The organism is Candidatus Polarisedimenticolaceae bacterium (genome assembly GCA_036275915.1).
Taxonomy (GTDB): Bacteria; Acidobacteriota; Polarisedimenticolia; order Polarisedimenticolales; family DASRJG01; genus DASRJG01.
On the sequence record DASUCV010000022.1, the window covers coordinates 388468 to 401281 of the forward strand.

10 protein-coding genes are annotated in these 12814 nt (G+C 68.8%); 9 read left to right on the forward strand and 1 reads right to left on the reverse strand.

Annotation, left to right across the window (positions count from 1 at the left end; genetic code table 11):
- The first annotated feature begins 5 nt into the window (after positions 1–5).
- The 9 genes from VFV19_18430 (at position 6) to VFV19_18470 (ending at position 8425) form a co-directional block, all read left to right on the forward strand.
- Positions 6–584 carry a plastocyanin/azurin family copper-binding protein gene (locus tag VFV19_18430; protein HEX4826283.1) on the forward strand — a complete coding sequence of 193 codons (579 nt, stop codon included), beginning with the start codon at positions 6–8 and terminating at the stop codon, positions 582–584.
- Between the two features lie 6 nt (positions 585–590).
- Entirely contained in the window at positions 591–2426 is a 1836-nt protein-coding gene (locus VFV19_18435) for an FAD-dependent oxidoreductase (GenBank protein HEX4826284.1), read from the forward strand.
- A 10-nt stretch (positions 2427–2436) separates the two neighbouring features.
- Positions 2437–2883: a ubiquinol-cytochrome c reductase iron-sulfur subunit gene (locus tag VFV19_18440; protein ID HEX4826285.1), complete on the forward strand. Its 447-nt coding sequence runs from the start codon at positions 2437–2439 to the stop codon at positions 2881–2883.
- The gene (locus VFV19_18445) at positions 2880–3650 is read left to right on the forward strand and encodes a cytochrome b N-terminal domain-containing protein (protein ID HEX4826286.1); all 771 of its coding nucleotides are present in this window, start codon (positions 2880–2882) and stop codon (positions 3648–3650) included. Before VFV19_18440 ends, VFV19_18445 begins: the two co-directional genes overlap by 4 nt.
- The gene (locus tag VFV19_18450) at positions 3647–4357 is read left to right on the forward strand and encodes a hypothetical protein (protein ID HEX4826287.1); all 711 of its coding nucleotides are present in this window, start codon (positions 3647–3649) and stop codon (positions 4355–4357) included. The genes VFV19_18445 and VFV19_18450 overlap by 4 nt, the downstream gene beginning before the upstream one ends.
- Positions 4358–4367: 10 nt before the next feature.
- On the forward strand, positions 4368–6377 hold the full coding sequence (locus tag VFV19_18455; protein ID HEX4826288.1) for a c-type cytochrome: 2010 nt from the start codon (positions 4368–4370) through the stop codon (positions 6375–6377).
- Positions 6374–6772 (forward strand): cytochrome c, encoded by a 399-nt coding sequence (locus VFV19_18460; GenBank protein ID HEX4826289.1) that lies wholly within the window; start codon positions 6374–6376, stop codon positions 6770–6772. Before VFV19_18455 ends, VFV19_18460 begins: the two co-directional genes overlap by 4 nt.
- A gap of 103 nt (positions 6773–6875) precedes the next feature.
- Positions 6876–7736, forward strand: coding sequence for an SAM-dependent methyltransferase (locus VFV19_18465; protein HEX4826290.1), 861 nt, complete (start codon positions 6876–6878; stop codon positions 7734–7736).
- Positions 7737–7876: 140 nt separating this feature from the next.
- Entirely contained in the window at positions 7877–8425 is a 549-nt protein-coding gene (locus VFV19_18470) for a porin family protein (GenBank protein ID HEX4826291.1), read from the forward strand.
- A gap of 88 nt (positions 8426–8513) precedes the next feature.
- Here VFV19_18470 and VFV19_18475 read toward each other — a convergent pair whose 3' ends face one another.
- Positions 8514–12692 (reverse strand): S8 family serine peptidase, encoded by a 4179-nt coding sequence (locus VFV19_18475; GenBank protein HEX4826292.1) that lies wholly within the window; start codon positions 12690–12692, stop codon positions 8514–8516.
- Between the last annotated feature and the right edge of the window lie 122 nt (positions 12693–12814).

Consider the following 12814-nt stretch of genomic DNA (forward strand, 5'->3'; position numbering starts at 1 on the left):
CCATCGTGAGAATCCCGATCGTCACCGGCCTCGCCCTCGTGCTCACCCTCCCCGCGGTCGCGGGGGAAATCCACGGCACCGTCGCGTGCAAGGGCGTGCGCGACAGCGCGGGCGCCGTCGTCTACGTCGATGCGATTCCCGGCAAGACGTTCCCGGCACCGCAGGAGCACCAGAAGATCAACCAGCAGAATCTCGTGTTCGACCCGCACGTCCTTCCAGTGCTCGCCGGCACGACGGTCGATTTCCTCAACTCCGACGCGGTGCAGCACAACGTCTTCTCGCCGGATGCCTGCGCCGAAAAGTTCAACCTCGGGACGTGGCCCAAAGGTCAGACACGCAGCTACACGTTCAAGAAGGACTGCGTCGCGACGCTGCTGTGCAAGGTCCACCCTGAGATGGAGGCGTTCGTCGTCGCGGTGCCGACGCCGTACTTCGCCGTCACGAAGGCCGACGGCTCGTACAAGATCGCGGACGTTCCGGACGGCGCCTACACGCTCAAGGTGTGGCATCCCAAGCTCAAGGCGGCGACGAAGCCGGTCACGGTCGCCGGCAGCACCGACGTCGGCTTCGAGATCGCGAGGTAAGAGGCCGTGGCCGAGGCCAGCCGCGAGTGGCTCGAGCGGAACTTCCCCTGCAAGTGGGCGTGTCCCGTGCACACGGAGGCGGGCAAGTACGTCGCACTGATCGCCGAGGGGAGGTTCCGCGAGGCGTACGCGGTCGCGCGCCGGCCCAACCCCCTCGCCTCGATCTGCGGCCGGATCTGTGCCGCGCCGTGCGAAACCGTCTGCCGCCGCGGCGAGCTCGACGCGCCGATCGCGATCCGCGCGCTCAAGCGGTTCGTGACCGAGAAGTTCGGCGTCGAGAGCATGATGGACTTCTCCGTCCTCTCCGAGATCTACGGCAGGAGAACGGACCGCCACTCGGAGCGGGTCGCGGTGATCGGCTCGGGTCCGGCGGGGCTGGCCTGCGCGCACGACCTCGCGCTCCGGGGATACCCCGTCACGATCTTCGAGGGGGCCCCGGTCGCCGGCGGGATGCTGCGCCTCGGCGTCCCCGAATACCGGCTCCCGCGCGCGCTGATCCAGCTCGAGATCCACGCCATCCTCTCGCTCGGGGTCGAGCTGCGGGTTGACGCGCGCCTCGGCAGGGACTTCACGCTCCGCGATCTGCGCCAGCAGGGGTACGCGGCCGTGTTCCTCGCAGTAGGGGCGATGCGCGGCCGCGAGCTGGCGGTGGAAGGGATGGATCTGGACGGCGTGCTCAAAGGGGTCGACTACCTCCTCAACGTCAACCTCGGCTATCGGGTGGAGATGGGGAGCCGCATCGTCGTCATCGGAGGCGGCAACGTCGCCCTCGACGTCGCACGCACCGCGGCGCGCGGCGGCGAGCAGGAGAACCTCCAGCGCAACCTTTCGGTCGTCCAGGCGCTCGACGTCGCCCGGAGCGCCATCCGGTTCGGGGCGCGCGAGGTCACCGTCTGCTGTCTCGAATCGGAGCGCGAGATGCCCGCCGCTCGCGAAGAGATCGAGGAGGCGAAGCGGGAAGGCATCACGTTCCTCCATCGCGTCGGCCCGAAGCGGCTCGTCGGTGAGCACGCGCGCGTGACCGGAGTCGAGCTCCTCACCGTGTCGCGGGTCTTCGACGAGCGCGGACGTTTCTCGCCCCGCTTCGTCGACGGCTCGGAGTCGATCCTGCCGGCCGACACCGTCGTCGTCGCGATCGGGCAGACGGGCGACCTCAGCTTCCTCAACGAGGAGGACGGCGTCGCGACGAGCCAGGGGAGGATCGTCGTCGACCCGGACACCCTGGCGACCACCGCCGCGGGAATCTACGCCGGCGGCGACGCCGCGTTCGGCCCGAGGATCGCGATCACCGCGGTGGCCAACGGAAAGCGCGCCGCCCGATCGATCGACGAATTTCTCCGCGGGCGCTCCCTGCCCGACGAGGACCCGGTCGTGGAGATCGACGTGGAATCGCGCTACCGCCGCACGCTCGACTACGAGTCGATCCCGCGGCAGTCCCCCCCGACGAGGCCGATCGATCGCCGCATCGGGATCGCGGAGGTCGAGGAGTGCTTCAGCGAGCCGGCGGCCAGACGCGAAGCCACGCGGTGCCTCCACTGCTGGACCAACACGATCTTCGATCAGAGCGAGGCCGAAGGCACCGAATGCATCCTGTGCGGTGGCTGCCAGGACGTTTGTCCCGAGAGCTGCATCGAGATCCGCACCGCGGCATCGATCCGCTCGGCGCCGGCGGGATCGCGGATGCTCGCTCCGGTCTTCGTCGCCGGCGAGCCGTGGGGCTCGATCATCCTCAAGGACGAGGAGACGTGCATCCGCTGCGGCCTCTGCGCGCGGCGATGTCCCGCCGGCACGATCACGATGCAGAGCTTCGCGACCAAGGAGCCCGACCATGTCGTCGCGTGAGAGCCGGGGGATGAAGCGCAGAGACTTCCTGACGATGGCGGGCGTCGGCGCCTGCGCGTGCGCGGCCGCGGGAGCGGGCGTCGTCACGCTCGACTTTCTCCAGCCGAAGGTGCTGTTCGAGCCGCCGACCCGCTTCGTCGCCGGAACCGCCCTCGAGTTCCCGGAGGGCACCGTCCGGTTCGACCGCGAGCATCGCGCCTACGTCATCGGCGCTTCGGGCGGCGTCTACGCGATGACCGCGGTCTGCACGCACCTGGGTTGCATCACGCGCTTCCTCTCCGACGAGAACGTCATCGCGTGCCCCTGCCACGGGAGCCGCTTCGACCTCGAAGGCAACGTCGTGCACGGGCCGGCGCCGCGCCCCTTGCCCTGGATCGAGATCAAGCCCGACGGTGCGGGCAACCTCGTCGTCGACACGGCGTCGTTGGTCCCCGCCGGGACGATCGTGCGCGTATGAAAGCGCCGACGGCCTCCGGCGTCTCGGCCTGGATCCGGGACACGAGCGTCTACCGCTCGATCGTGCGGCACGGAGTCGCGGACACGAACTTGAATCGGGCGCTCGTGGTCATGGAGAACCTCTTCCTCCACGTGCATCCGATCAAGGTGCGGGCCAAGACGCTCCTGACGAAGCACACGTACTGGCTCGGCGGCATCACGCTCGCATGCACCGCGATCCTTTACGCGACCGGCATCCTGCTGATGTTCTACTACCACCCTTCCGTCCCGCAGGCCTATCGCGACATGAAGGAGCTGCAGTTCGTCGTCGACGACGGTCTCTTCCTGCGCAATCTGCATCGGTGGGGCGCCCACCTCATGGTCTTCGCGGCGTTCGCGCACATGCTGCGCGTCTTCTATCACCGCGCCTACCGCCCGCCCCGTCAGTTCAACTGGGTCGTCGGCGTCGTCCTCCTTCTCGCCACGCTGTTGCTGTCGTACACGGGCTACCTTCTGCCGTGGGACCAGCTCGCGTTTTGGGGGGTCTCGGTCGGAACGAACATGGTGCGCGCGGCGCCCTGGATCGGCGAGCCGTTCCGGTTCCTGCTCCTCGGCGGGCACGTCGTCTCGGAGAACGCGCTGCTCCGCTTCTACGTCCTCCACTGCGTCGTGCTTCCCGTGACCCTCATCCTCCTGGTCTCGGTCCACATCTGGCGCGTGCGGAAGGACGGGGGCGTCCAGGGCCCCCCCGAGCCCAGCGCCCCGCTGCGTGAGGAAGAACTTCCGTGAGCGATCTCCCGCCCATCGTCATCGAGGAATCGAACGATCCCCTCGCCGTGCCGCGACGCGTCGCCCTCGTCCGTCCCGACATCAGGCCCACGGTGAGGAAGGAAGACGAGAGGTTCGTCATGACGTTTCCGCACCTCGTCGTGCGGGAGATCATCCTCGTCCAAGCCGTCACGATCGTGCTCGCGATCGCGGCCCTCCTGTTCGACGCCCCCCTCCAGGGAATCGCCAACCCGACGGAGACGCCGAATCCCGCGAAGGCTCCCTGGTATTTCCTAGGCCTCCAGGAGCTGCTCCACTACTTCCCGCCCGTCGTCGCCGGCGTGCTCCTTCCGGGACTCGTCGTCGTGGCGCTCGTCGTCATCCCCTACGCCCGGGTCAATCTCGCGGCCCGCCCGTTGTGGGAGGACCGCCGGCCGCGCCGGATCGCGGGCATTCTCGTCACGCTCCTCGCCGTGACGGCCTTCGCCGTCCTCTTCGACTGCTGGCCGGTGGCCGCCGCGACGGTCGTCGTCGGTGCGCTCGTGCTGGCGGCCCGGGGAGGCGAGCGCGCCGGGGCGATCCGGAGCGCCCTGGCCCACGTCACGCTGCCGGAGTGGATCATGACGTGGTTCGTCGTCGTGGCGAGCGTCTTGACGGTCATCGGCACCTTCTTCCGCGGCCCGGGCTGGTCGTTCGTTTGGCCCTGGGCCTCCTTCCGCTCGTGGTGAAAGGACGACCGTGAGCCTGAGACGGACCTTCGCGGCGACGAGCTTCCTCTTCCTCGCGGTGCTCGCGATCTCTCCCGCGAAGAACGCCTTCCGGCCGCACCGCGCCTATCAGAAAGAGTTCCGCTCGCTCGGCGTTGCGCGTGCGCGCAGCCTCAAGGAGGCCCAGCGGTACGAGACGATGCCGATCGCGATCCGCCAGATCTGGCTCCAGCACCTCGACGACCGTGTGGACCGCTGTCCGACCTGCCATCTCGGCGCCGCCGACGCGGCGATGGCCGGGGCGCCGGAGCCGTACCGCCTCCATCCGGCGACCGCGCACACGCCGATGGAGTTCGATCGGTTCGGGTGCACCACCTGTCACGGCGGCCAAGGTCAAGCCACGAGCCGCGCCGAGGCGCATGGCACCGCGGAAGACGCGGGCCCGCCGATGCTCCCGATGGAGAACCTCGAGGCCGGATGCGGGCGCTGCCATGCCGGCGAGTCGATTGCAGGGGCGCCGGTCCTCTCCCGCGGCCGCGCCGTGATGACGCGCTACGGCTGCTACGCCTGCCATCTCGTCCGCGACCACGAGACCTTCCGCTCCGAGGCGCCCCCGCTGAGGACGATCGCGCTCAAGACCGGAGCCCCGTGGCTCCGCCTGTGGCTCAAGAATCCGAAGGCGGTCGATCCCAACACGACGATGCCGCGGTTCGATCTCTCGGACGACGACATCGAGGAGCTGTCGCACGCGCTCTTCGCGAGGACCCCTTCGCCCGCCCTCGCCGCCGCCATCGCATCCGCCGAGCGCGAGCCGGCGGGAGTCCCCGCTTCCGGGAAGAAGCTCTTCGCGGAGGCGCGTTGCATCAGCTGCCACACCGTCGAGGGCAAGGGACACGGGACCGCTCCCGAGCTGTCCAAGGTGGCGACTTCGGCGACGCGAGGCTGGCTCCTGGCCTTCCTGCGCGATCCGCACGCGTTCAACCCCCGCACGCGTATGCCGCAGTACGGCTTCTCGGAATCCGAGTCGCGCGACGTCGTCGCGTACCTCGAAGACGAGCTGCGCGATTTCGACGCGCCCAAGGACATCCTCGAGCCACTCCACGTCAACCTCACCCTCGCCGAGAAGGGCGAGAAGACGTTTCGCATGCGGGGCTGCGTCGCCTGCCATCCGGCGGAGAACGCGCAGGCGGCCGAACGGTTCGGCCCCGACCTCAACGGGATCGGCGACAAGAAGGCGACGTCGCTCGATTTCGGGAAGCGAGACGACCTTCCTCGCACCGCACCGGCGTGGCTGGCGGCAAAGCTCGAGCAGCCGCATTCGTTCGCGCCGGGCCTCAAGATGCCGACGTTCGAGTTACCCGCCGACGACGTGCAGGCCGCCGTCACCGCACTCCTCTCGCTGGGCGCTCAGCCGGTCCCCGAGGCGTATCGCACGGAGGCGCACGGGACGCCGTCGCTCGTTCCCGGCGGCGACGTCGGGCGGCTCGTCGACCGCTACCGCTGCCTGTCGTGTCACATGATCGGTAACGCAGGCGGCGACATCTCGACGGCGCCGCTGACGTTCGAGGGGAGCAAGGTCCGCCGTGCCTGGCTCGTCGACTATCTCCTCGTCTCCTATTCGATTCGCCCGATCCTCGAGGAGAGGATGCCGATCTTCCGGATGCCGCGGGCAGACGCGGAGCTCCTGGCCGGTGCGATCACCAGCCTCTATGTCGATCCCCGCATCCCGCAGGACCCGTTCGCCGGGCGACCCGCGTCCGACGCGGACGCCGGAGAGGGACAGCGCTTGTACACGACCCTCGGGTGCCGCGCCTGCCACATCATCGGCCCGACCGGCGGCTACGTCGGCCCACCGCTGACCGACACGCAGACGCGGCTCCAGCCCGGCTGGGTGTTCACGTGGCTCAAGGGTCCACAGAAGTGGCGCGCCGACGTGCGCTGCCCCGACTATGGGCTCACCGACACAGACGCGCTGAGATTGACGGCCTATCTCGAGACGCTGAAAGCACCGGCCGCCGACGCGACGGGTGCCAAACGATGAGCGCGCGGAGCCTCGTCATCGCGTTCGTGGCTCTCGGTCTCGTCGCCTGTGCGCGCAAGAGCGCGCCTCCGAAGCCCGCGGATGCCGCCGCGGCGGTGCCGCCGAGCTATGAGATGCGACTGGGACGGGACACCTACGTCCACTACTGCGCGACCTGCCACGGCGACGCCGGCGCGGGAGACGGGTTCAACGCTTACAACCTGGACCCGCATCCCCGCGACCTCTCCGACGCTGCGGTTCAGAAGAAGACCGATGCGCAGATCGCCGATGCGATCAGCCGTGGGGGCAGCGGTGTCGGGCTGTCGAGCCTCATGCCTCCGTGGGCCCACACGCTCTCCGATCGCCAAGTTGCCGAGGTGGTGCTCTACGTGCGTAGCTTGAAAAAGAGTCGGTAGCGGAAACGGGACCGCCGCCGAGGCCTAGCCGTCTCTGTCGAGGAGGTCGGTGCCGACGGATCGAGCCCGTCGGTCCACCGTCCCGGCGTACCTTCATGACCGTATGAACGCCTTGAAAGAAGGTCGCGCTTCCCGCACCGCGTCGCGCGTCGCCTTCCGCCGCGCCGCTCACCAAGTCCTCGACGCGCCGCTCGTCTTCTCGGATCCACTGGCGCTGCGCATCCTGAGCCGGGACGCCGTCGACGCGCTGCGACAGCATCCTCATCGAGTCGGAAATGGCCGCTACGACAAGATGATGCGCGCGTTCCTCGTCGTGAGGAGCCGGATCGCAGACGACGTGATCACGGCTCAGATCGCGAAGGGCGTGCGCCAGGTCGTGATCCTGGGAGCAGGGCTCGATACCTTCGCGTATCGTCATGGCATCGCGGACGTGCGTGTCTTCGAGATCGATCATCCTGCCACGCAGGCCTGGAAGCGCCGGCGGCTCGCCGACGCCGGCATCGCGATCCCTGAAACGCTGACGTTCGTTCCGGTCGACTTCGCAGAACGGAACCTGCGCGACGCGCTCAGCTCGTCGGGAGTGGACTTCGGCGCCGCGACGGTGTTTTCGTGGCTCGGCGTGTCGATGTACCTCGAGGCCGCCGCGGTATGGACGACGCTCTGTGACGTCGCAGCCGCGACGGCCCCCGGTGGCGGCGTGGTGTTCGATTACGTCGTGCCCGCCCCGCAGCTCGACTGGCGATCGCGGATCGGGCTCTGGCTGCTCGAGCGACGTGTGAGGAGGGCCGGCGAGCCGTTCCGGAGCTTCCTCGATCCCGGCGCTCTGACCCGCGGGATGCACGAGCTCGGATTCTCGACCATCGAGGACCTCGACGGCGCCGCGCTCAACGCACGTTACTTCGCACGTCGGGCCGACGGGCTGCGGGTCGGCTCCGCAGGGCATGTGATGGTGGCATTGAGGTGAATCTCGCCCTCCGCTGGCGCGCTTCCCTGCATCACGCGCCCGTACTTCGGAGTGACACTCTCTGGCCTTGACCGCTCCGCGCCGGCACCTACCTTCTGCCGAGTATGCGTAACGCCCCAAGAGCTAGGGAGGATCGTGCAATGAAGAAGACCGTTGCGTTCAGTCTGTTCAGCGCGCTCGTTCTCGCGCTTCCGGCGAGCGCGGAGATCGGTCAAGGAACCGGTGAGATCGGAGCCGGCGTCGGCTACACCAGCATGGATTCGAACAAGTCCGTCAGCAACACGAACGACAGCGGAACGGCCATCGGCGTCCGAGGCGGCTACAACTTCACGAAGCTGTTCGAGCTCGAAGGTCAGATCTCGGACACTTCCGCATCGGACTCGGGTGTGGATCTCGGACTGAACACCTACATGGTCAACGCGGTGTTCAACTTCCATCCCAAGGACTCCATCGAGCCCTACGTCCTCGGCGGCGTCGGGTATGCCAGCCTGTCGGCCAGCAGCTCGCTCGGCAGCGTCAGCGACAGCTCGAATGCGTTTCAGGTGGCCGTCGGCAGCCGTTTCTTCTTCGGCCAGAAGAAGCAGGCGGGGGTCCGCGTCGAGCTTGCGAGTCTCAATGAGAAGACGTTCAACGAGAGCTCGACTCACAACGATCTGAACGTCGGCTTCATCTGGATGTTCGGCCGGTAGCTCCAGGCGACCGGAATGTTGAATTCCCTGCGGCGCCTGGGCCGGCTCTCTCAGGAGCCGGCCCTGGCGCCGTTTTCGTTCCCATCCATCAGTAGTGAAACCGCTGCACCTGCACCCCTCCCGGCCCGTACGTCCACCCGGTCCGCGTCGCGGGATCGAGCTGGATCCCACGCTCGTTGCCGACGAAGCCGTTGTTGCCGAACAGCTGCGCCAGGTAGTTGAACGTCGGCAGGATGCTGATCGGGCTGCCCGAGCTGGAATTGAACACCCCGATCGCGCTCATCGCGTTGTTGTCGACCAGATAGCTGTCCTGCGCGACGAAGCCGGCGATGAAGAGGCCGTTCCTCGTATCGACGACCGGAAAGAGCGGCGAGCGCGGGCCGAGCCCGGCGAGCGGCGAGGTGTGCAGCGATCCCTGGTCGAACGTCTGGAGCTGTGCCGGAGGGAACAGCCGCGGGAACGCGAACATCGGCCCGATCGTCAGATAGCCACGCCGGCCCGCATTGTCCGCCGCGAGGCCCGAGACGCAGTTCTGGACCGTCGCGACCGGCGACGCCGACTTCTGGTCGAGATCGACCGCCCCGGCGAACGTGTCGAAGAACATGCACAGATCGCCCCAGACCATCGAGGCCAGGAGGGCGTGGCCGGACGCCGCGTCGACGTCGAGTGTGGTGAACGTCCCGCGGTCGTCGGTGCCGGCGTCGGCGAAGATGGCCGCGTCGAGCGTTCCCGTGTCGGTGTGGAACGGGAGGACGTTGTCGGAAAAGTCGTTGCCGCTCCACGCGAGGAGCGCCGCGCGATGCCGGCTCGAGTCGACGCGTCCTCCGATGATCGAGAAATCGGTGCCGGCATCGACGGGGACGCTCGCCAGCTTGTTCCCGGTCAGCGAGTCGAACGACTCGACGTTCTGCAGCGTGCCGAACCAGTCGTACCGGATCGTCACGGTGCGGTGCAGCGACGTGTCGCTGCCGAACATGTAATAGATGGACTGGCCCGAGGGATCGTCGGCGATCGGAGCGCCGTAAAGACCTTGCCCCTGGTCGTACCGCAGGAGCGCGCTGTCGGCGAGGTTGCCGAAGGCATCGAACCCGGCGGTCGCGACGATCGATCCGCCTCCCGGCACGACGTCGAAGTCGTTGATCGTCGCGCCGCCTGGCGTCAGACCGTCGTCGAACTCGAGGCCGGAGACCGCGGACGCTGATCCGACGACGGCACCCTTGGCCCCGGTCGCCAGGATCCGCGCGGAGTACATGAGGGAAGACGGCAAGCCGAGCGCCGCCGCGTCGAGGGTCGTCGTTCCGGACACACCGGGCAGCGGCCGCCAGAGTGTCGAGCCCGCGTCGACGCCGTCGTTGTCCCGGCGGTCGCCGTTCTGGTTGGTGAAGGTGTTGATCGACCCGTAGAGCGTCTGCCCCGGGGCCGAGATCTCCAGTACCGCACCCGTCGCCCCGGCGATCTTGCTCGCATCCCACTGCACGGAGAACTGCGGCGCTGCGCGTGAGACCGTCGCGTTGTAGGTAGGCGTGCCTCCTGCAACCGTCAGGATGGGAGCCGGCGGGCGCGCATCGCCCGACGCGGCCACGACGCGGATCGGGACGAACCAGCCGTAGACCCCTTCCACCGAGTCTTGCTGAATGCCGATGCCGTAGAGCCCCGCACCCCCGGTGAACGCATCGGCGGGCACCGTCACTTGCGTGTCGCTGGCGCTGATCGGGATGATCCGCTCGTTGCGGAACAGGGGCGCGGCCGCCGGGCTCCAGTGATCGACCGACGAGACGATGAGCCGCGGCTTGTTCACCTGACGGACGTGGGTCAGGTCGTACGTCACCTTGAACGGCTTCCCTGCGGTCGCCACGGCGGGCCCGACCGGCGGCAACGCATCGGAGTAGGTTCCGTCGGTCGGTCCGAAGGTGAGGGTCACGCCACGCGAAGCGGCTACGTTCTGGCCGCTGCGGATCTGGAAGTTGACCGGCACGTTCCGCGGATTCGTGGAGACGACGGGGAGCCCTGCCGCCGCGAGGATCTGCGACGGGACGAGCCGGAAGGACGGGCTCGTGCTCTTGAACGTCTGCTGCCCGATCGTCAGCACGTAGGTCGGGTTCGAGACCGCGCCTCTGGCGACGACGTCCGCCGCGATCGTGATCGGACCGGTCAGGTTCTGGCCCGACGGTGGCTCGAAGTCCATCGGCGGGCCGGCCAGATCGATGGCGCCCGGATCGGTCGCCTCGGTGAACGTGGCGCCGAGATCGCTGAGCGCCTGCCGGTGCGCGACGGACAGCCGCACGATCGACGCCGCGGCGTCGGCGCCGAGGATCGACTCGACGGCGGCGGTGACGTCGATCTGGCTGCCGACGGAGATCGGGACCACCGACTGCGGCGGGTTCGGCAAGCTCTTCCCCGTCCGCGCGAGAACGTCGCGGACCTGCGCGGGCGTCAATGGCCGGCCGGCGAGCCGCGCGCTCTGGATGGCGACGGCCGCCGCCGCGGCGACCATCGGCGTCGAGGCCGACGTTCCACCGTTGAGGACGGGGATCACGGCGCTCGGGGGACAATCGATCCCGTCGCAGGAGTGCACGAACGCGGGGATGTTGTCGCTGGCGGCGGCGAGGTTCACGCGCGTTCCGAAGCCGCTCGAAAACCCGGTCGAGCCGTTGTAGCGGGTCGCGGGAAACTGTCCGGCCCCGCTGAAGATGTCGTCGAGCGTCGAGCCGCCGACGTCCAAGCTTCCGCTGTCGTCGAGACGCGAGGGGGCGGTCGACGCCGCGATCTGATCGACCGACGTCGGACTCGATCCCGCGGTCGGGAGATCGGTCGGGGCGCTGCCGCCGTCGGGACCGATGGCGGCGGGCGTGAACGCACGGGTGCCGTCGTTCGCGGAGATGCAGACCACGATCCCGAGGTCATTCACGATCGATCGCACCGCCGCGCGGACGACCGGATCGTCCTCGAGGTAGCGGGCCGGGAACCCGGTGGTATCGAAGCCGAAGCCGAGGCTGGCGGTGATCACGTCGGGCCGCGGCTGCTGGTGGGCGGCGGCGACGATCGCCGAGAGGATGTTCGCGATCGTCGGCTCTTCGGGAACGATCAAGCGGTACTGGGCGCCGGGCGCGATGCCGAGCAGGTCGGTCAGCCCGCTGCCCGTCGCCTCAGGACGTTGCCGGTCGTGCGGAAGCGGAGCCATCACGGCGAAATCGAGCAGCACTTCGCTCAGGAACGGGTCGACGAATTCCACCTGCGCCACGGGGTCGAGCGTTCCGTCGAGCGCCGCGCCCCACGCCGGGATGAGCGGCATCGAGGGAATGTCCAGGTAGCGCTGCCCTCCGGTCACGACGGTCGTCGGCCCGAAGTTCTGGACGTAGAAGTCCCCCGCGTCCGCCATCGACTGGTCGGTGAGATCGCCGATCGAGACGTTCGTGACGATCACGCCGTCGCCGGGGAGCGCGCCGTAGCGGCGGCCGAGGATGTCGAACGCGCCGACCGCGTTCACGCCGCCCGCATTGAGGTGCGCCTGGAACGACGACGCGAGACCGTAGTTCACGGGAACGGTCGCCGCGCGCGGCGCGGCGAACGTCTCCGGCGGAGCGCTCGTGGAGCGAGCGCGGTCCGCGACCCACGCAGGGATCGTGTGCGGCTCGAGCGCCATCGACGAGACGATCCAGTTCGGACCGGCGTACGCGATCCCGGGCGCACCGCGCAGCTTCTCGGCGGCGGCCTGGGGATCCGCCGCGGTCGTGCGCACGACGAAGAACCGGGAGAGATCGAGGCTCGGGCTCGCGCTCGTCTTCGTGGAATTCCCGGCGACGAGCGGCCGCGCGGAGATCGCGCCCACGCCGCGGAGGGCGTCATCGGCGGCAGGGTCGCCGGTGAGAGCGTCCACCTTGCCGGTCGCCGGATGCTCGAGCGCGACGAGCAGCTCGCCCGGCACGAACCGGCCGCGCTCCGGCAGCGAAGCGCGCTTGACGATCGATCGCGCGTCGGGCCCGAAGCCGCCCATCGCCGACCGGCCCGCCGGCCGCATCATCGTGATGGGATGCATCCGCCCGTTCGCGTCGGTGCGCGCGCCGAAGCCGTCGGCGCCCAGCGTCACGGTCGAGCCGTCGTAGAGACGGAAGGTGTCCCCGGTCGTCGCCGCGACGCCTCCGGCGCGACGGGCGACCGCCTTTTGCGCCGGGCCGCTCGGCACCGCCGCCGGTGCGGGTGCCGACGTGAGCACGAGGCCCGAGATCATAGCCAGCGAGAACACGACGCGCGGCGAGCACGTTGCCATGGGACGCCCCCTTGAGTCTTCGAATCGACCTTGCGCCAATGATTACGCGCCACATGACCCGCGCGTTTCCTCAAGACTGTACGCCGGTCGCCCGCCCTCGGCCATGAGCGAACGGGACTGGG